The organism is Phocoenobacter atlanticus subsp. cyclopteri, from assembly GCF_018343795.1.
GTDB lineage: Bacteria > Pseudomonadota > Gammaproteobacteria > Enterobacterales > Pasteurellaceae > Phocoenobacter > Phocoenobacter atlanticus.
In genome coordinates, this window is the sequence record NZ_CP074346.1 from 520,229 (window position 1) to 540,985 (window position 20,757).

The 20,757-nt window shown below is 35.8% G+C and carries 18 protein-coding genes; 11 read left to right on the forward strand and 7 right to left on the reverse strand.

From position 1 onward, the window contains the following. Positions 1-174: 174 nt before the first annotated feature. The 3 genes from rpsB to pyrH all read left to right on the forward strand — a co-directional run bounded on the left by rpsB (position 175) and on the right by pyrH (position 2,814). Entirely contained in the window at positions 175-912 is a 738-nt protein-coding gene (rpsB, locus tag KGI96_RS02370) for a 30S ribosomal protein S2 (protein ID WP_211598849.1), read from the forward strand. Between the two features lie 108 nt (positions 913-1,020). Further along, a complete protein-coding gene (gene tsf / locus KGI96_RS02375; protein ID WP_211598847.1) occupies positions 1,021-1,869 on the forward strand; it encodes a translation elongation factor Ts in 849 nt (282 codons plus the stop codon). A gap of 231 nt (positions 1,870-2,100) precedes the next feature. Then, positions 2,101-2,814, forward strand: a complete 714-nt coding sequence (pyrH, locus tag KGI96_RS02380; RefSeq protein ID WP_211598845.1) for a UMP kinase — start codon at positions 2,101-2,103, stop codon at positions 2,812-2,814. A gap of 159 nt (positions 2,815-2,973) precedes the next feature. Here pyrH and nanA read toward each other — a convergent pair whose 3' ends face one another. From nanA to KGI96_RS02395, 3 genes are read right to left on the reverse strand one after another with little or no spacing between them, the layout of a single operon-like run. Continuing rightward, positions 2,974-3,852 (reverse strand): N-acetylneuraminate lyase, encoded by an 879-nt coding sequence (gene nanA / locus KGI96_RS02385; RefSeq protein ID WP_211598836.1) that lies wholly within the window; start codon positions 3,850-3,852, stop codon positions 2,974-2,976. A 15-nt stretch (positions 3,853-3,867) separates the two neighbouring features. Further along, positions 3,868-4,749, reverse strand: a complete 882-nt coding sequence (locus KGI96_RS02390; protein ID WP_211598834.1) for an N-acetylmannosamine kinase — start codon at positions 4,747-4,749, stop codon at positions 3,868-3,870. A gap of 26 nt (positions 4,750-4,775) precedes the next feature. Next, positions 4,776-5,465: an N-acetylmannosamine-6-phosphate 2-epimerase gene (locus tag KGI96_RS02395; protein ID WP_211598832.1), complete on the reverse strand. Its 690-nt coding sequence runs from the start codon at positions 5,463-5,465 to the stop codon at positions 4,776-4,778. A gap of 215 nt (positions 5,466-5,680) precedes the next feature. Here KGI96_RS02395 and KGI96_RS02400 point away from each other — a divergent pair, with 215 nt between their 5' ends. Together KGI96_RS02400 and KGI96_RS02405 are read left to right on the forward strand one after the other, a co-directional pair. Further along, the gene (locus KGI96_RS02400) at positions 5,681-6,667 is read left to right on the forward strand and encodes a sialic acid TRAP transporter substrate-binding protein SiaP (protein WP_213156537.1); all 987 of its coding nucleotides are present in this window, start codon (positions 5,681-5,683) and stop codon (positions 6,665-6,667) included. Between the two features lie 84 nt (positions 6,668-6,751). Next, positions 6,752-8,596 (forward strand): TRAP transporter large permease subunit, encoded by a 1,845-nt coding sequence (locus KGI96_RS02405; protein WP_211598828.1) that lies wholly within the window; start codon positions 6,752-6,754, stop codon positions 8,594-8,596. A 157-nt stretch (positions 8,597-8,753) separates the two neighbouring features. Here KGI96_RS02405 and KGI96_RS02410 read toward each other — a convergent pair whose 3' ends face one another. After that, positions 8,754-9,257, reverse strand: a complete 504-nt coding sequence (locus KGI96_RS02410; protein WP_211598826.1) for a hypothetical protein — start codon at positions 9,255-9,257, stop codon at positions 8,754-8,756. A gap of 462 nt (positions 9,258-9,719) precedes the next feature. On the opposite strand from KGI96_RS02410, the gene aspS reads away from it, so the two are divergent. The 3 genes from aspS (at position 9,720) to nagB (ending at position 13,388) form a co-directional block, all read left to right on the forward strand. Then, a complete protein-coding gene (aspS, locus tag KGI96_RS02415; protein ID WP_211598825.1) occupies positions 9,720-11,489 on the forward strand; it encodes an aspartate--tRNA ligase in 1,770 nt (589 codons plus the stop codon). Positions 11,490-11,703: 214 nt separating this feature from the next. Further along, on the forward strand, positions 11,704-12,573 hold the full coding sequence (locus tag KGI96_RS02420) for a MurR/RpiR family transcriptional regulator (RefSeq protein ID WP_211598823.1): 870 nt from the start codon (positions 11,704-11,706) through the stop codon (positions 12,571-12,573). A 20-nt stretch (positions 12,574-12,593) separates the two neighbouring features. Next, positions 12,594-13,388 (forward strand): glucosamine-6-phosphate deaminase, encoded by a 795-nt coding sequence (nagB, locus tag KGI96_RS02425; protein WP_211598821.1) that lies wholly within the window; start codon positions 12,594-12,596, stop codon positions 13,386-13,388. 59 nt (positions 13,389-13,447) lie between these two features. Here the strand turns inward: nagB and KGI96_RS02430 are convergent, their stop codons facing one another. Further along, the gene (locus KGI96_RS02430) at positions 13,448-14,104 is read right to left on the reverse strand and encodes an SPOR domain-containing protein (RefSeq protein ID WP_211598819.1); all 657 of its coding nucleotides are present in this window, start codon (positions 14,102-14,104) and stop codon (positions 13,448-13,450) included. A gap of 319 nt (positions 14,105-14,423) precedes the next feature. On the opposite strand from KGI96_RS02430, the gene lepB reads away from it, so the two are divergent. Genes lepB through era form a run of 3 tightly spaced genes read left to right on the forward strand, consistent with a single transcriptional unit; the run spans position 14,424 to position 17,031 of the window. Then, positions 14,424-15,392 carry a signal peptidase I gene (gene lepB / locus KGI96_RS02435; RefSeq protein WP_211598817.1) on the forward strand — a complete coding sequence of 323 codons (969 nt, stop codon included), beginning with the start codon at positions 14,424-14,426 and terminating at the stop codon, positions 15,390-15,392. Between the two features lie 29 nt (positions 15,393-15,421). Continuing rightward, complete coding sequence (gene rnc / locus KGI96_RS02440; RefSeq protein WP_211598816.1) at positions 15,422-16,102, forward strand: ribonuclease III; 681 nt, start codon at positions 15,422-15,424, stop codon at positions 16,100-16,102. 20 nt (positions 16,103-16,122) lie between these two features. Beyond that, entirely contained in the window at positions 16,123-17,031 is a 909-nt protein-coding gene (gene era / locus KGI96_RS02445) for a GTPase Era (protein WP_211598814.1), read from the forward strand. A gap of 77 nt (positions 17,032-17,108) precedes the next feature. On the opposite strand, the gene rluA is transcribed toward era, so the two are convergent. Together rluA and rapA are read right to left on the reverse strand one after the other, a co-directional pair. Beyond that, on the reverse strand, positions 17,109-17,774 hold the full coding sequence (rluA, locus tag KGI96_RS02450; RefSeq protein ID WP_211598811.1) for a bifunctional tRNA pseudouridine(32) synthase/23S rRNA pseudouridine(746) synthase RluA: 666 nt from the start codon (positions 17,772-17,774) through the stop codon (positions 17,109-17,111). An 8-nt stretch (positions 17,775-17,782) separates the two neighbouring features. Beyond that, positions 17,783-20,677 (reverse strand): RNA polymerase-associated protein RapA, encoded by a 2,895-nt coding sequence (gene rapA / locus KGI96_RS02455; RefSeq protein ID WP_211598809.1) that lies wholly within the window; start codon positions 20,675-20,677, stop codon positions 17,783-17,785. Between the last annotated feature and the right edge of the window lie 80 nt (positions 20,678-20,757).

Here is a 20,757-nt window from a genome sequence, read left to right on the forward strand (position 1 = left end):
AAACAAAACAATTTAATTTTAATTCGAAATCACACACATATTTTTAGTTAATAATTGGGGTGCTGAACAAGGTGATACGTCACTTTTTCGGTCAAATTATTAGAATATGTGGAGGCTAAACCCCGCTCTATGTAATATTAAAAATAGGGCAAACAATTTAAAGGAAAAAATCTTATGGCACAAGTTTCTATGCTAGATATGCTAAAAGCTGGCGTTCACTTCGGTCACCAAACTCGTTACTGGAACCCAAAAATGAAACCATTCATCTTTGGAGCACGTAATGGCGTTCATATCGTTAACCTTGAAAAAACAGCACCAATGTTTAATGAAGCGTTAAACGAATTAATTCGTATTTCTCATAATAACGGTAAAGTTCTTTTTGTAGGAACTAAACGTGCAGCAGGTGAAGCAGTTAAAGCAGCAGCACTAGATTGCCAACAGTTCTATGTAAATCACCGTTGGTTAGGTGGTATGCTTACTAACTGGAAAACAGTTCGTCAATCAATCAAACGCTTAAAAGAGCTAGAAGCTCAAACTCAAGATGGTACTTTTGACAAAATCACTAAAAAAGAAGCGTTAATGCGTACTCGTGAGCTTGAAAAATTAGAATTAAGCTTAGGCGGTATTAAAAATATGGCTGGTCTTCCAGATGCAATTTTTGTTATCGGTGCAGATTATGAACACATCGCAGTAAAAGAAGCCAACAATCTTGGTATTCCTGTATTTGCAATTGTTGATACGAATGCAGATCCTGATGGTGTTGATTACATTATTCCTGGAAATGATGATGCAACTCGTGCGATCCAACTTTATTTAACTGCAGCAGCAGAAGCAGTTAAAGAAGGTCGTGGTCAAGAAAAAGTAAGTGAAGAAACTTTCACCGCTGAAGCAGAAGCTCCAGTAGCAGAGTAATTCATCGTTAGCTAAGACTAACTTAATTGATAGGTTAGTCTTTAAAACATTAGTGAAGCGGGGATATCCCTGCTTTATTTTAACTTATTTATAATCGAGGAGTAAAAAATGGCTCAAATTACAGCATCATTAGTAAAAGAACTTCGTGATCGTACTGGCGCAGGTATGATGGAGTGTAAAAAAGCATTAGTTGAAGCAGATGGCGACATTGAATTAGCAATTGACAATATGCGTAAATCTGGTCAAGCAAAAGCGGCTAAAAAAGCAGGTCGTGTTGCAGCTGAAGGTGTAATTATCAACCGCATTGATGGTACTTTTGGTCTTTCACTTGAAATGAACTGTGAAACAGACTTTGTTGCAAAAGATGCAGGTTTCTTAAGCTTAGCAAATGAAATTGCTGACTATGCAGTTGCAAACAAAGTATCTGATGTTGAAGTGTTAAAAGCAAAATTTGAAGATCAACGTGCAGCATTAGTGGCTAAAATTGGCGAAAATATGAATATTCGTCGTGTTGCTACCATCGAAGGTGATGTTTTAGGTTCATACTTACACGGTGCAAAAATTGGTGTTATCGTTGCCGCTAAAAATGCAGATGATGAGTTAGTTAAACACATCGCTATGCACGTTGCAGCAAGTCGTCCAGACTTTGTTAAACCTGAAGATGTTCCAGCAGCAGTTGTTGAAAAAGAGCGTCAAATTCAAATTGATATCGCAATGCAATCGGGTAAACCACAGCAAATTGCTGAGAAAATGGTTGAAGGTCGTATGAAGAAATTCACTGGTGAAGTGTCATTAACAGGACAACCTTTTGTTATGGATCCTTCTAAATCAGTCGGCGATTTATTAAAAGAGAAAGGTGCGGATGTTTCTGGCTTTATCCGTTTTGAAGTGGGTGAAGGTATCGAGAAACAAGAAACAGACTTCGCAGCAGAAGTTGCTGCAATGTCTAAAGCATAATAGCTTAAACAAGGCGAACAAAATGTTCGCCTTTTGTTTGGTTATAAGATTTGGATATAAAAGTAGAATTTTATGATAAGCGGTAAGATTAGAGTAAGAATTTGCAAATTTTTGAAAAAATCATACCGCTTGTTATAACATTTTTATGTATTGTAGAGACAGGGCATGCCCTGTCTATTTCTACATATAAAATATTTCGTTTTGTTAAATGATATAAATTAAGAGGTAAGTATGAGCAAACCAATTTATAAAAGAATTTTATTAAAACTAAGTGGTGAAGCCCTACAAGGTGAAGAAGGTTTTGGTATTGATCCTTCCGTTTTAGATAGAATGGCAAGTGAAGTGAAAGAACTCGTTGCAATGGGTGTTGAAGTTGGAATTGTTCTTGGTGGTGGAAATCTATTTCGTGGAGCGAAATTGGCTCAAGCAGGAATGAACCGTGTAGTCGGCGATCATATGGGTATGCTTGCAACGGTGATGAATGGTTTAGCAATGCGTGATGCATTACACCGTGAAGATGTAAATGCAAAATTGATGTCTGCCTTTGATTTAACGGGTATTTGTGATAATTATAATTGGTCAGATGCCATTAAAATGTTGCGTGAGGGACGAGTCGTGATTTTCTCAGCAGGTACAGGTAATCCATTTTTTACCACTGATTCAGCCGCTTGTTTGCGTGGTATCGAAATTGAAGCGGATGTAGTGCTAAAAGCCACTAAAGTTGATGGTGTGTATGATTGTGATCCTGAAAAAAATCCTAATGCAATACTGTTTAATACATTAACTTACGCAGAAGTGATTGATAAAGAATTAAAAGTAATGGATTTAGCTGCTTTTACGTTAGCTCGTGATCATAAAATACCAATTCGTGTATTTAATATGGGTAAGGCTGGAGCATTGAAAAAAGTAGTGTTAAGTACAGAAGAAGGAACAACAATTTCTTAAGTATCAATAGAGACTATAAAAATAACTGTGTATTCACCTTAATTTTTTTATATTAAAGCAGATACACAGTTATTTTTATAGTCTCGTCATTTTTAAGCGGTACGATTTTGATAAAAATTTGCAAATTGTGATTAAAATCGTACCGCTTAAGTTTATAATTTATAAGAATTTTTCTTTTAATTCTTTTGCTTTGGCAACTTGTTCTGGTGTTGCAGTTGATGTCATTGGTTCACGGCAGAAACCAGCATCCACACCTTGTAACTTTAAGATTTCTTTAATGGTTAAATATAATCCATTCGCTAAGATACCTTCGATTAAATCATTTGTGGTGTGTTGAACGGCTAAGGCTTCGTCCAGTTTTCCTGCACGAGTTAATTCCATAATTTGTCTTGCACGGATACCATTTACGTTAAAGGTACTACCAATCGCACCATCCACACCAAGTGAAACCGCTGGTAACATCATTTCATCAAAGCCAGCCCAGATTAAGTGGTTTGGATAAGCTTTTTTCAAGCGTTCTAATAGATAGAAATCGCCTGCTGTGAATTTCACACCAAGAATTTTAGGATTTTTATAAAGCTCACCAAATTGCTCAACACCAATATTTACCCCTGTTAAGAATGGGATTGAGTAAACAATCATATTGTTGCCTGTTTCAGCGATGATGGTGTCGTAGTAATGTTTAATTTCTGGGAAGCTAAATTTGTAATAGAAAGGTGTTACGGCTGATAAGCTGTCGTAACCTAATTCAGTGGCATATTTACCTAATTCCACCGCTTCTTTTAAGTTTACGCTACCAACTTGTGCAATCAATGCAATCTCATCTTTTGCTTCGTCTTTAGCAATGCGGAAAATTTCTTTTTTCTCTGCGGTTGAGAGCATAAAGTTTTCCCCTGTGCTACCACCTACATATAAGCCGTCCACTTTCATTGTGTCAATGTTGTGGCGAATAATTTCACGTAAACCTTTTTCATTTACTGTGCCATCTTCGTTAAATGATACAAGTAATGCTGAAAATAACCCTTTTAAGTTTTTCATTTTTTTCTCCAAATATTAGTGATTTTGTAATTTATTTTCGCCCCATTTTGCAGCACCGATTAACCCTGCATCACCTTGATAGTAAGCGGGTTCAATCTCGCAACAATAAATGTTTGGCATTTGATTGATATAGTTCTTAACCAAAGGAAGATAGCCTTCTGCCAGCCCAACACTTCCTCCGATAACGATTTTTTGTATATCTAAACTGATAACCAAATCCGCCACTAAATTAGCGATCGCTTTTGCACTGCGATGAATAATTTGTGTTGCTTTTGGTTCATTTTGTCTAAATAATTCAAAAACTTGTTTTGGCAAGCAAGGTGTTTCCCAATTTGCTGTTGCAGCTTGTATTGCACGCCCTGATGCCACAGACTCCACACAGCCTTGTCGTCCACAGCCACAGATTTCGCCATTCGGATCAGCAAGTGAGTGTCCGATATGTCCAGCAATTCCATTTGGTTCAGTGAGCAGGGTTTTATCTAAAATAATTCCGCCTCCAACACCAGTGGATACGGTAATAAACGCAAAATTTTGAATGTCGTTTTCACGTTCATTTTGAAACTCCGCATAAGCAGCTGCTTGCACATCATTTAATAGTAAAACAGGTTTGTCTGTATGATTTGCAATGGCGTTTTTCAGTGGGAATTGATCTAATCCCCCTAAATTTTTTGGATTTAGTGCTGTTAAAATACCTTTATTGATAATACCAGTTGAGGCAACCGCCACAAAATCAAATTGATTTCTGTAACTATCTACAATAGAGGCTAAGGTCTTTTGCATATCTACACTAACATTTTTCGTTGGTGTCGCCACTTGCTGACGCTGACTAATTTCATTATTTTCAACCAGTGCCGAGGCAATTTTTGTGCCACCAATATCTATCGCAAGACAACGCATAAACTATCCTTATATTTTGTTATAAATTATTTATTTGCTAATTTAATTTCATCAGCAAACCAACTTACAATATGTTCTAGTCTGGTTAACGCTGAACCTACTGTGACACAATGCGCCCCTGCTTCGATGGCACTTCTTGCTAATTCAGGGGTATTATAACGTCCTTCACCCATCACAAAGCAACCTGCCGCATTGAGATCTTTAACAAGTTGATAATCAGGTTCTTTTGGAATTTCGCCCCCTGTGTAGCCAGACATCGTACTGCCCACAATATCAAAACCTAGTTGCTGACAATGCAAGCCTTCTTCAAGATTGGAGCAATCCGCCATTGCTAAACAGCCCACTTCTTTGATTTTTTTGATAGCTTGCTCAATGGTGACTGGACGTGGACGATTTGTACCATCAACAGCGATAATATCTGCCCCCGCTTTTGCGAGTTCTTCAATATCTTCTAAGAAAGGGGTGATTCGCACAGGGCTATCAGGCAAATCTCTTTTTATAATTCCAATAATTGGCACATCAACCACTTTACGTACAGCTTTAAGATTTTCAACGCCTTCAATACGAATTCCTTTTGCTCCACCAATTACTGAGGCTTGAGCCATTGCGGCAACAATTTCTGGTGAATCCATTGGACCATCATCAACGGGTTGGCAAGAAGCGATTAATCCATATTTGATTTGGGCTAAAACAGGGTTATCTATTAATTTTGACATTATAACTCCATAATTTTCTATTCTAAAAAATAATTACTTCATATTATATATAAAATTCTTTTAAAAAAGGTAGTGAATTTTTATAATTTCGACTAATCTATTTTTTATTTTGTGATGAACCTCTCAATTTTGAAATAAAAATTCATTTTTGTGTTTAAAAATGAATTTTTTGTTTATAGAATAGCACTGTCATTAACCCATAAGGAGAAATACAAATGAAATTTAAAAAATCATTATTAGTTGCATTATGTGCTGGTTTGGTTGGTACTGCATTTGCTGCAGATTATGATCTGCAATTTGGTATGCAAGCAGGTACAAATTCTAATGAATATAAAGCAGCAAAATTATTTGCAGATGAAGTCGCAAAAAATTCAAAAGGAAAAATTGAAGTTAAATTACTAGCAGATGGTGTTCTTGGTAATGACTTGAAAATGATGAAATCACTTTCAAAAGGTCGCTTAGATTTCACTTTTGCTGAATCTGGTCGTTTCGCTTCTTTCCCAGGATTTGAAGAGGCACAAGTATTTGCACTTCCTTACCTTTTCAAAGATTTTGAAACTTCTAAAAAAGCTGTTTTTGAGACTGAATTTGGTCAAGATTTATTGAAAAAAATTAACAAAAAACTTGGAATTACAGTGTTGGCAGATGGTTATAATGGAACTCGTCAAACAACTTCAAACCGAGCAATTAATTCTATTGAAGATATGAAAGGGTTAAAACTTCGTGTACCAGGTGCTCCAGCAAATAAAGCCTATGGTAAATATACTGGTGCAAGCGTAGTTTCAATGGCTTTCTCTGAAGTTTACTTAGCATTACAAACTAATGCAGTGGATGCTCAAGAAAACCCATTATCATTAATTGATGCGAAAAAATTCTATGAGGTTCAACCTTATTTAGCAATGACTAATCACATTTTAAATGACCAATTGTATCTTGCAAGTAGTAAAACAATGCATAAATTACCAGCAGATTTACAAAAAGTTGTGAAAGACGCTGCAGTTAAAGCGGCTAAATATCACACTGAGTTATTCCAAGGTGATGAGCAAAAACTTGTAGAATCATTTAAAGCTAAAGGTATTAAAGTTATTTATCCAGATACTAAACCTTTCCAAAATGCGATGAAACCATTCTATGATGAGTATATCAAAGCACAAGGTGAAGAAGGTAAAAAAGCGATTGAAGAAATTCTTAAATTAAAATAATTTAAAAATTTTAACGATGCATTTATAAGCAATCTTCACTTCGATGGGGATTGCTTTTATTTATGATTTTATCTCGGAGATATTATGAACTTAATAAAAAAATTAGAAGAATATACGGGAGCATTCTTATTACTTGTAATTTTTGGTATTTTATTGGTACAAATCATTTCTCGTCTTTTTAATGTGCCAATTGTGGGAACAGAAGAGTTATCTCGTTTAATTTTTACTTATGCTTCTTTGCTTGGAATTAGTATAGGTGTAAAAAAACAACAGCATATTTTTATTGATTTTATTACTAACTTTATGTCTGAAAGGGTACGTAAAATTACTTATACCTGTACTCAATTCATTATTTGGGTTTGTTTAATTCTATTTATTAAATTTGGATTTTATGTCTTTAATGATGCGTTTTTTACCTTAGATGATTTAGGGATTAGCGAAAAATGGCTTTATGCTCCATTGCCATTTTTATCTATTTTAGTACTTATCCGATTTATTGAAATTCAATATCAAAATGTTAAACATAATATTTCTTATATTTCAGGTACCTTTTTTATTCTTATCAGTGTATTGGTACTTTCTCTTATTGTAGTAACACCTGATATTTTCTCATTTTTAGATTTTCAACAATATGTTGATTTTGGTGAAGATGCCGTTTATGTTGCACTGATCTTTTGGTTAATCATAATGTTCTTAGGTGTGCCAGTAGGTTGGTCTCTCTTTATCTCAAGTGTGGTTTATTTTTCTCTTACACGTTGGGAAATTGTTTTAGATGCTGCACCAAAACTGATTGATAGCTTGAACAGTTTTACTTTATTATCCGTGCCTTTCTTTATTCTTACTGGTGTATTAATGAATACAGGGGGAATTACAGAAAGAATATTCCATTTTGCCAAAGCAATGTTAGGTCATCATATTGGTGGTATGGGGCACGTAAATATTGGAGCAAGTTTAATTTTTTCAGGAATGTCTGGGTCAGCACTTGCAGATGCAGGAGGCTTAGGGCAACTTGAAATTAAAGCAATGCGAGATGCGGGTTATGATGATGATATTTGTGGTGGGATCACTGCAGCATCTTGTATTATCGGTCCTCTTGTACCACCTTCTATTGCAATGATCATTTATGGAGTAATTGCCAATGAATCTATTGCAAAACTTTTCGTTGCAGGTTTTGTACCAGGCGTATTGATTACTATCGCTTTGATGATAATGAACTACTTTGTGTCTAAAAAGCGTGGTTATAAACCAACACCTAAAGCTAGTCAGAAAGAGCGTTGGGAAGCGTTTAAAAGTGCTATTTGGGCAATTTTAACCCCAATTATCATTATTGGCGGTATTTTCTCAGGTTACTTTACACCAACAGAAGCAGCAGTAATTGCAGCCTTATATTCAATGATTATTGGGTTCTTTGTTTATAAAGAGTTAACCTTAAAAATTCTTTTTGATGGTTGTATTGAAACTATTGCAATCACAGGGGTAACTGTACTGATGGTAATGACCGTTACTTTCTTTGGCGATATGATTGCACGTGAACAAGTAGCGATGAGAATTGCAGAAATTTTTGTTGCGGTAGCGGATTCTCAACTTGGTGTATTAGTAATGATAAACTTGCTATTACTATTTTTAGGAATGTTTATTGATGCATTAGCACTGCAATTTTTAGTGTTACCAATGCTTATTCCAATTGCGATTCATTTTGGAATCGATCTTGTCTTCTTCGGAGTTTTGACGACATTAAATATGATGATTGGTATCTTAACACCACCAATGGGAATGGCATTGTTTGTGGTGGCTCGAGTCGGAAATATGACGGTATCAACGGTAACTAAAGGGGTAATTCCATTTATTATTCCAATATTTATTACCCTTGTGTTGATTACGATCTTCCCTCAAATTATTACCTTTATTCCTAATTTGATAATGCCGTAATTTTCCGAGTAACAAAATCAATAATGGTGATCGATTAAATCGGTCACCATTTTTTTATTTAAGCGGTGAGATTTTTATAAAATTTTGCAATTTGTCAATTTTTATTGAAATGTTACCGCTTGTTTTCTTAATAGTATCTACATTTGAGTCATAAAGTTTATTTTATCTTCTCACAAATCCACCTTCCTTTTGGGGTAGCTTTTAATGACATTTCAGTATCATTGAGAGAAAGCACAGGAAATACACTTGCATTATCTGATGAAGTATTGTTTTCACAGTCTGATAATTTTTCTTCTATATTAGATGGAGTATATTGTGTATCTGTACTACGATTTACAACCTCACAAGCTTCTTCATTTAAGCGTAAATTTTCTTTTTCAGCTTGAAAATGACCTGTTACCTTAATGGAATAATATTTATTTGGGTTACCAAATAGATCAAGAGAGATGATATTTGAAAAAGAATGATCTTCTCTGAAGTTATATTGAAATTTTATATTGCCATTTTTTGCTCCAATATGCAGATTACAATCCCATTGCCCAATAATTTTATTTTCTATATCTGAAACTTTATCTTGTTTATAATAATTACTGTAATAGTAACTTAGATAACCGATAGTTAATGCTGCGATCGTAGGAACGATTAATTTTTTAATATTCATAAAAACCTCCGTATGAACAAATAGGATATAAAATAATTTTACTAAAAAAATGGATATTTTTATAGGGCTATTTTATTCCTATTTATATACAGGTAAAATTATTATTTGATTGATTTACAAGCAAAATATTATGACATAAGATTTACTTTAGCTATATATTTAAAATATTCCCAAAATGTAGCGTTAATGCATACATTGATGAAAAAAATTTTAATAAACTACAAAACGATGTATTTATTCGACAAAGGATGCTTTGTCGCTACAATTTAAATCGTTGGTTTTTTATAAAAACAGACTTTTTTACAAAATGGCAGTATAACTAATTCTAGTTAAAATAAAAAATTCATTAAAATCCCTATAAATTTGCAAATTTTCCCTTAAATCTTACCGCTTTTCCGTTATAATAATAACTATATAACTTAGTTATCTGACTTAATTTTTAATTTAAAAGGAATAATTTTTATGATGCGTTCTCATTATTGTGGGCAATTAAACGCCAGCCACGTTGGGCAAAGTGTAACTTTAAGTGGTTGGGTACATCGTGTACGCAACTTAGGGCAATTTATTTTTGTACAAATTCGTGACCGTGAAGGCATTGTGCAAGTATTTTTTGATAAAGAAAATGAAGCACTTTTCAAGCAAGCATCAAGTTTACGTAACGAAGCTTGTGTGAAAATTCAAGGCGATGTGATTGCTCGTGATGAAAGCCAAATCAATAAAGAAATGGCAACAGGCGAAATCGAAGTTTTAGTCAAAGAGTTAGAAGTCTATAACAATGCAGCTAATTTACCGTTAGATTTCAACCAAAACAACAGTGAAGAACAGCGTTTAAAATTCCGTTATTTAGATTTACGTCGTCCTGAAATCGCTGAGCGTTTCAAAGCACGTGCTAAAATTACCAGCTTCGTACGTCGTTTTATGGACGATAACGGTTTCTTAGATATTGAAACCCCAATGCTAACTAAAGCAACCCCTGAAGGTGCGAGAGATTATTTAGTACCAAGCCGTGTGCATAACGGTAAATTCTACGCCCTTCCACAATCGCCACAGCTTTTCAAACAGTTGTTAATGATGTCTGGTTTTGACCGTTATTACCAAATCGTAAAATGTTTCCGTGATGAAGATTTACGAGCGGATCGTCAACCTGAATTTACCCAAATCGATGTGGAAACCAGCTTTATGACTGCCGAAGAAGTACGTGCAGTAATGGAAAAAATGATCCGTGGTTTATGGCAAGATCGCTTAAATGTCGATTTAGGTGAATTCCCTATTATGACCTTTGAAGAAGCAATGCGTCGTTATGGTTCAGATAAACCAGATTTACGTAACCCATTAGAATTAGTGGACGTAGCAGACTTAGTGAAAGATGTTGATTTTAAAGTGTTTAGCGGTCCTGCCAATGATGAAGACGGACGAGTAGCCGTACTTCGTGTGCCAAATGGTGCAAGTTTAACCCGTAAAAACATTGATGATTACACCAAATTTGTCGGCATTTATGGTGCAAAAGGCTTAGCGTGGGCAAAAGTCAATGATGTTGACGCGGGTCTTGAAGGTTTACAAAGCCCTGTGGCTAAATTCTTAAATGAAGAAGTCGTTAAAGGCTTACTTGAAAGAACCAATGCACAAAATGGCGATATCATTTTCTTCGGTGCAGATAAAGCAAATATCGTGACCGATGCAATGGGGGCATTACGCTTAAAAGTGGGACGTGATTTAGAATTAACCAAATTAGACGAATGGAAACCACTTTGGGTGATTGACTTCCCAATGTTTGAAAAAGATGATGAAGGCAACTGGTCAGCAATGCACCACCCATTCACTTCGCCACGTGATTTAACCGCAGAAGAATTGATGAAAGATCCAAAAGGTGCGGTAGCAAATGCGTACGATATGGTTATCAACGGTTACGAAGTGGGCGGCGGTTCAGTGCGTATTTTCAGACCTGAAATGCAACAAGCCGTGTTTAATCTTTTAGGGCTTTCAGAGCAAGATCAAAAAGAAAAATTTGGTTTCTTACTTGAAGCATTAAAATATGGTACACCACCACACGCAGGTTTAGCCTTTGGTTTAGACCGTTTAACAATGCTACTGACAGGCACAGAAAATATTCGTGATGTCATCGCATTCCCTAAAACAACCACAGCATCTTGCTTGATGACCGAAGCGCCAAGCTTTGCAAATCCGCAAGCGTTGGCGGAATTGGGTGTGCGTGTTAAAGCTAAAGAAGAGTAGTTTTATCTTTGGAATTTGTAGAGGCATAGTATTATGCCTTTACAAGAGTATTTTAAGCGGTAACATTTTAGTTATTTTTTGCAAATAAAAGTGATCTAGATCACACTTCTATTTTTGATTAATTGACTCCACTTCAACTATCCATAAAATAAATAACACTTCAAAAATTATTTAATCTTAATCGTCATTCGTATAAAATTGTAGAGAAAAATCAATGGTTAGCAGTAATATTTTGGATATTATTAGTTCGCTATATAACAGTTTAACAAAAACAGAAAAACGTATAGCGGATACTTTACTACATACACCAGAGCAGCTAGCACAATGTTCGTTATCTGAAATTGCTGATATTTTGAATATTGGCGAGGCTACTTTTATTCGTTTTTGTCGAACTTTAGGTTTTAAAGGATTTACTGATTTTAAGTTAGCTTTGGCTATTGAATTAGCAACAAAGATTAAAGAAAAAAATATCATCTTTGAAGAAGATGTTTGTGCAAAAGATTCTTATTTTGAAATTTCAAAGAAGTTACAAAATAATATTAACCGAGTGACGGAAGAGACAATTAATCTTTTAGACTTTGAAGAACTAGAGAGAGTAGTAAAAATATTACAGAGAGCAAAACGAATTTTTTTGTTTGGTGTGGGGACTTCAGGATTAAGTGCAGAAGACGCAAAAACTAAATTTATGCGAATTGGTCTTCTCGTTGATGCTATTACAAATAATCATTTTATGTATATGCAAGCAGCATTAATGAATGACACAGATGTGGTTATTGGTATTAGTCACTCTGGATTTTCGCAAGAAATTGTACAAGCCCTTACTATAGCTAAGGAAAATGGTGCAAAAACGGTTGCTCTTACGCATAATTTACGTTCTCCAATTACTAAAGTTTCAGATTTAGTATTGATTAACGGAAATAAACAGGGGAAGTTGCAAGGTGATTCTCTTCGGACTAAAATTGCACAATTATTTGTATTAGATTTACTCTATATGTTAATTGTGAAAGAAGATGAGAAAAACGCCACGAAAAATAAGCAAAAAACGTTAGATGTTATTTTAAAACAACGTACTAAAATAAAATAAATTACTAAAAAGGAAAAATTATGAGATTAATACCCTTAACAACCAGTGAAGAAGTGAGCGAGTGGTCTGCAAAATATATTGTTGATCGCATTAATCAATTTAATCCAACAGCCGAAAAACCATTTGTATTAGGTTTACCAACGGGAGGTACACCGTTAAAAACTTATAATAAACTGATTGAATATTATCAAGCGGGTAAAGTGAGTTTCAAAAATGTGGTGACTTTTAATATGGATGAATATGTGGGATTACCAAAAGAGCATCCTCAAAGTTACCACTACTTTATGTTTGAAAACTTCTTCAAGCATATTGATATTAATCCTGACAATGTCCATATTCTAGATGGAATGGCACAGGATGTTGATAAAGAATGCCAAGAGTACGAAGAAAAAATTCGTTCTTATGGTAAAATTCATCTCTTTATGGGAGGCGTTGGGGTTGATGGTCATATTGCTTTTAATGAACCTGCATCTTCACTTTCATCCTATACTCGAATTAAAACATTAACGGAAGACACCCTTATTGCGAATTCTCGTTTTTTTGATGATGATATTAACAAAGTACCTAAATTTGCATTAACAATAGGGGTAAATACCTTGCTGGATGCTGAAGAGGTTCTATTACTTGTAACAGGTTATAATAAAGCCTTAGCTCTACAGGCTTGTGTTGAAGGACCAATTAATCATTTATGGACGGTAAGTAGCTTACAGTTGCATAGAAGAGCTGTCGTGGTATGTGATGAACCAGCAACGCAGGAGCTTAAAGTAAAAACGGTGAAATATTTTAAACAACTTGAAGAGAATGTTGCACAATAAATAAGATTAAACCCCATAATTTAATACAAATTATGGGGTTTATGTATGAGTCTATAATATTACATTCCGATAACCAAACAATCTGCTACTTTTCCCGCTTTTTTCATTGCTTTATTTGCCGCATCACGATTACCTAAAGGTCCTACAATTACACGATTCCAACCAGCGTTGGTTGTAATTTGAGGTTCAAAGCCAGCCATAGTAAGTCTTGCATACATATTCTCTGCTTGAGCTTTATTTTTAAAAGCACCACACTGAATACCAAATTGTTTCACTATTTTATTTTTTTTCTTTGTGTTTAACTGAGACTTTTCTAAAATGAGGTTGTCTAATTTTTGAGTTTGCTGAGCTTGTTCAGTAACCTCTTTTTCTTCAACCTTTTCTCTTTCCAGTAATTGTCTCTCTTTTAAAAGAGTTTGCTGAGCCTCACTTAATTTAGCTTGTTCAGTTAATGCTGCTTCGCTATCATCAATTGAAATTTCGTGAGTTTGTAACTCTTTAATATAGCTATAACTTTTTTCAGGATAACTCGGCAATGATGGAATATTCTCTGATTTTTGAGATATTATAGGGGTAACAGACTGTATTGGTGATTTTTCTTTTAAAAACCAAAGTAATGCGATTGCAAAAAGTAGAATTACAACAACTGAAGCAATAACACTTTTTGTATTATTAGCTGCTTTTTTTTGAGGGCGAATATAATCACGTTTTTTCACAGAGAAAACCTATTGAAAATTGAAAATATTCATTATTTTACGTTAAAAAAAACAAATTGGCTAGAAATGAGTAGGGTAGGCGGTGACATTAAATAAAAAATTTGCAGAAAAGAGCGTAGTATAATATCTATTTGATAGAGAAGATTAGAGGATATTTTGTTATTTATATAATACTTATTTTTAGATTAGCACAATATAAAATGAACGCTAATGTTTCTCTAAGGTCAAAAATAACGTACAATAGTTCGGTTATAGCGGTAAGATTTTATTTATTTTTTACAAAATCGCCGTCACTTGAAATTTTAGGAGATTATTTTTAATGGAAAACCTTTTTCTCATTGTTTTTCTTGTTGTTTTATATGGAGTTTGGTTAGGGTTAGATGCGTTGCAACTTCCTAATACAATATCAATTATACTTGTTGGGTTAGTGGTGATTTGTGGTGCTTTTTGGTGCTATTACAAATTTATTTTATCCCCTCGCCGTCAAGCTAGAATTACACAAGAAGAAACTCGATTAGGGACAACTTTAACGGAAGAACAAAAGCAGGCAATTTTACCAAAATCAATGATAGGCGAATTTTTAGCCTCATTATTTGGTGTTTTAACTATAGTCACTATTTTCCGTTCTTTTATTTTTGAGCCTTTTCAAATTCCGTCTGGTTCAATGGAACCAACTTTGCGGGTAGGCGATTTTCTTTTAGTTGAAAAATTTGCTTATGGTATTAAAGATCCAATTTGGCAAAATACTTTAATTGAAACAGGACATCCTGAGCGTGGGGATATCATTGTATTTAAAGCACCACCACAACCAAATGTTGATTATATTAAACGTGTTGTAGGAGTAGGTGGGGACACCGTTAAGTTTGATGCTTTGACTCGTCAATTAACTGTTATTCACGATAAAAAGTTAGGGGAAGAAAAACACGTATTTAAATATAGTGGCGGAACACCAAATCCTGAGTTCTTTTATTATGGCACTATGCAAATTGAAAGAACAGAGCAGGGAGACATAACTCATCAAATTTTAAATAACCCACAAGCATTTAATTATGAACCTTATTATTTTAAACAAGAGGGGATGGCAGATGGTGAATGGAAAGTACCACAAGGGCATTATTTTGTGATGGGAGACAATCGTGATAATAGTCAAGATAGTCGCTTTTGGGGTTTTGTACCAGAAAAAAATATAGTGGGTAAAGCGGTATTTATTTGGCTAAGTTTAGACAAAAAACAAGATAAATATCCAACGGGATTAAGATGGAACAGATTTTTCACTAAAATTAAATAACCCTTATTATAGGAAGACATAAAGGTAAAATGAAATTAGAACAATTACAAAAGCAGTTAGGTTATCAATTTGAAAATATTGATAATTTGAAACAAGCTCTAACACATAGAAGTGCAGGTGCTAAAAATAATGAACGCTTAGAATTTTTAGGTGATTCAATTTTAAATTTTGCGATTGGCTATGCGTTATATAATAAATTCCCTCAATCTCAAGAAGGAGAATTGAGCCGAATGCGAGCAACACTGGTGCGTGAAAAAACCTTAGCCATTATTGCCCGTAAGTTTAATTTAGGGGAATACCTAAAATTAGGATCAGGTGAGTTGAAAAGTGGGGGGGCTCGTCGAGACTCTATTTTATCAGACTGTGTGGAGGCGATTATTGCTGCCATTTTTCTTGATTCTGAAAAGAATATGGATAAAGTTGTTGAACGAGTATGGGATTGGTACAGTGCATTACTCGATGAAATTTCACCAGGAGATGCACAAAAAGATCCAAAAACACGTTTACAAGAATATTTACAAGGTAGAAAATTATCACTACCAAGTTATGAAGTTTTTGATATTAAAGGGCAGGCACATAATCAAACGTTTAAAGTGCTCTGTAAAATTCAAAATTTAGATCAAGAATTTATTGGTACTGGAACAAGTCGCCGTAAAGCGGAACAAAATGCAGCAGATCAAGTAATTGAAATGCTAAAATTAAAAAAATAATTATTTATAGAAGAAATAAAATGACAGAAACTCAAACAAAAACATATTGTGGATTTATTGCTATTGTGGGACGACCAAATGTAGGTAAATCCACTCTTTTAAACAAGATTTTAGGGCAAAAAGTCTCTATTACCTCTCGTAAGGCACAAACGACTCGTCATCGTATTTTAGGTATTCATACAGAAGAACAGTATCAAGCTGTTTATGTTGATACACCAGGGCTTCATATTGAAGAGAAACGTGCTATTAACCGTTTAATGAACAAAGCCGCAAGTAGTGCAATTAGTGATGTGGATTTAGTCATTTTCGTGGTTGAAGGCACAAAATGGAATGATGATGATGAAATGGTATTAAATAAACTTCGTGCGACGAAAGCTCCAGTGGTATTGGCGATAAATAAAGTAGATAATATTAAAGATAAAGAAATTTTACTTCCTCATATTACAGAACTTTCTCAAAAATTTGATTTTAAGGACATTTTACCTATTTCAGCAGAACGTGGAAAAAATGTTAATGCGTTAAAAAGTATTGTTAGAAAATCATTACGTGAGGGTATTCATCATTTTCCAGAAGAATACGTCACAGACCGCTCACAACGTTTTATGGCATCAGAAATTATCCGTGAAAAATTAATGCGTTTTTTAGGTGAAGAATTACCTTATTCAGTGACTGTGGAAATTGAAAAATTTAATATTAATGAACGTGGTATTTATGAAATCAACGGTTTAATTTTAGTGGAACGTGATGGTCAGAAAAAAATGGTCATCGGAAATGGTGGAAGCCGAATTAAAACAGTGGGTACAGAAGCTCGTCACGATATGGAACGTTTATTCGATGCTAAAGTCTATTTAGAACTTTGGGTTAAAGTGAAAGCAGGCTGGGCAGATGATGAACGAGCATTACGCAGTTTAGGTTACATCGAACAGTAGGAATAGGGTATGCCCTGTTCAATTTAATTATTATGTATTTATTCGTCAAGGCGTGGCTTGACGTTACGGTACAAATTCTAAAACGGCACGTCGCTCTCAAATTGCATTCTTTCCCCTTTGACTGGGTGGGTAATCGTCAGCATTTGGGCGTGGAGGCACAATCTTGGGGAGAGGCTTTTGGCTAAGGGATTAGCGTAAAATTTATCGCCGATAATTGGGTGTCCGAGTGCGAGAGCGTGCAATCGCAATTGGTGTGATCGCCCTGTGTGTGGGGTAAGTTTAACCCTTGTGGTGTTATTTGGGTAATGTGCAAGAACTTCATAAAATGTGACCGCTTGTTTGCCACGTTCGTAGCAAATTTTTTGGCGTGGGCGATTTTCCCAGTCACAGATCAGCGGATAGCTGATCGTCCCTGTCTCGCCGACTTCTCCAAATTTTCCCCAAAGTAATGCTTGGTAATGTTTTTCAGGTTCTCGGTCTCGGAATTGGCGTTTAAGTTCTTTTTCTGCATTTTTGCTTAATGCGAATAAAATTAGCCCGCTTGTTGCCATATCTAAACGGTGTACTGGCTGGGCGAATTTGTATTTTTGCAACACTCGGAACATTGCACTGTCTTGATATTCCGGTCTTGCCCCTGGAACAGAAAGCAGTCCGCTTGGTTTTTTGATAACCGTGATGTAATCATCACGGTACACTTCTTCTAAATAAGGTTCGAGCGGGGGATTGTATTCGATCAATGCCATTCTTCGTCTTACCCTTGATTGCTAACAATCACACGCAGGCTGTCTAAACGCCAGTTTGCTTGTTCTAATTCAGCCAGAGATTGTTCTCTGATTTGCTCTAACGCTTGCACTTCATCGGCACGGATATTTTTATTAACTGCTTGAAGTGAGGTTAAACGGTGCAATTCAGCGGTTAGGGTTTGATCGGCATTGTGTTTCGCCTCGTCAATCAATGATTGTGCTTGGCTGACGATCGCCTGTTCACTTAATTTGATTAAGTTTTCAATGTCGTTGCGTGCCATTTTCACAATTTTATTTGCCATCTGTTTTTTCAATGGTTTTAACTGTTTTTCAAGCCCAAAGAACGACACTTGCTCTGCCATATTTTTGCCGTTTTTATCCACTAAAATACGCACAGGCGTTGGCGGTAAGAAACGGGTTAATTGCAAGGATTTTGGTGCTTGGGTTTCAACCACATAAATCGCTTCTAGCAACAGTGTGCCAGCAGGTAAGTGTTTATTCACAAGCAGAGAAATGGCGGTTTTACCGATGTCCCCTGAGGTAATTAAATCGATACCATTACGCACCATTGGGTGATCCCACGTTAAGAACTCAATTTCTTCTCGCATTAAGGCAAGATCACGGTTAAAGGTAACGGTATTCCCTTCTTCTGATAATCCTGGGAAATCAGGCACAACCATATGCCCTGTTGGTTTGATAACGATACTTTGCTCGCCTAAATCTTCTTGCTCTAAACCGATAATATCAAACAGGTGTAAAATAAAGCTCACAAGCTCTGGCGAGTTATCTTCTGCGGCAATATCAAGGGCGAGTTGTTGTGCTTCATCGCCGCCGTTTGAATTGATTTCTAATAGGCGATCACGTCCTGTTTCTAGCTCTAATTTAAGCTGTTGCTGACGTTGTTTGGTTTGATTTAATAAATCTTCAAAGCCATCTTGGGTTGGATTTTGTAAATAAGCGGTCAGATTTTGTTTAAATTCTGCAAAAATGGCACTTCCCATTGGGCAAGTTTCTTCAAAGGCATTTAATCCTTCGTGATACCACTGGGTTAAGCGTGCTTGGGCAGAATTTTCAAAACAAGGCACGAAAATTTGAATATCACAACGCTGTCCGATACGATCTAAACGTCCGATACTTTGCTCTAATAAATCAGGGTTATCTGGTAAATTAAACAGTACTAAATGGTGTGCAAATTGGAAGTTACGCCCTTCAGAACCGATACTTGAACTGATTAAGACATTCGCCCCTTCTTCTTGCTGAGCAAAGTAAGCCGACGCACGATCACGTTCCACAATCGACATTCTCTCGTGGAATACTGCACAACGGATTGCTTCTTTTTCTCGGAGGATTTGTTCAAGCTCAATCGCTGTATTGGCGTGTTTACAAATCACAAAGATTTTTTCATCACGGTGTTGTTGCAAGAATGAAATTAACCATTCGATACGAGTGTCAAGTTCGCCCCATTTAGCTTCTGGATCATCATTGAGCAAGATATTTTCAGGGTAAAGTAATTCTTCAAGGCTTGGCTCGATTAAATCATCAACGATGTGTTGATAAATCTCTGGCATTGCCACCGTAATTTGGTTGAACACACGATGTGGGAAGCCTTTTATGCCAGCTCGTGTATTACGGAATAACACTCGACTTGTGCCGTGACGGTCGATAAGTTCTTTGATTAACTCTTGGCGAACTGCGGTTTGCTGTTCTTCATCGCAATCTTTGGCATTGATAATACGGAACATTGGCTCAACGTCTTCTTCTGGCAATAAATCGCTGATACTGTTTTGCTCTTGCGTACTTAATGGTTGGTCGTTCAATAAGGTATTAACCGCACTTGCCACAGGTTGATATTGTGCTTGCTCCTGTACGAAGGCTTGGTAATCGTAAAAACGATCGCTATCCAGTAATTTTAAGCGTGCAAAATGGCTCTCTTGCCCTAATTGTTCAGGGGTGGCAGTAAGTAATAATACCGATGGAACCTGTGCAGAAAGCTGTTCAACGAATTGATATGCTACGCTTGGTTTTTCTTCATTCCATTCTAAATGGTGGGCTTCGTCAACAATCAAAATATCCCACTCAGCTTCAAGTACTTCTCGTGAGCGTTTTGGAGATTTTTCTAACCAGTCAATTGAGGCAATCACTAAGGATTCACTTTCAAAAGGATTAAGCTCAACGCCCATTTCTTCATCAAAAAAGTCGCTACAACGTTCTTCATCAAACAGGGAAAACTTCAAGTTAAAACGACGTAGCATTTCCACCAGCCATTGATGTTGTAAACTTTCAGGGACTAACACTAAAACACGGTTTACACGGCTTGAAAAAAGCTGTTGTTGTAAAATCATTCCCGCTTCAATGGTTTTACCTAACCCCACTTCATCGGCTAAAAGTACGCGTGGTGCAAGGCGTTTACCCACTTCTTTGGCGATATGTAATTGGTGCGGAATTAAACTGGCACGAATACCACGCATTCCACGCAGTGGCGATAGATATTGAGCTTGTTGATGTTGTAACGAACGATAGCGTAATGCAAAACGATCACTACGATCAATTTGAGCAGCAAACAGACGATCTTGTGGACGACTAAAACTGATCTTATGATCTAATCGCATTTCTGCTAACACGGTTTCTTCGTTGGTGTCGCTACGGATCCCAAAATAGATCACAACATCTTGATTTACCATTAAATCGGTAATTTCTAACGTCCAACCTTCTTCGCTGGTTACTGTATCGCCTTTTTTAAAAGTCACACGAGTTAAAGGTGCAACGTCAATCGCATATACTCGCTGTTCATCAGCAGCAGGGAACATCACCGTCACTGTGCGATTATCTATTGCTGTTATAATTCCTAGTCCTAGACTACTTTCGCTTTCACTGATCCAGCGTTGTCCAATTACAAAACTCATATCTTCTATTTACCTATATTGATAATAAATTGATCTATTATTCTTATGTTTTTAGTTTCTGTAAAAATGCCCATCCTAAA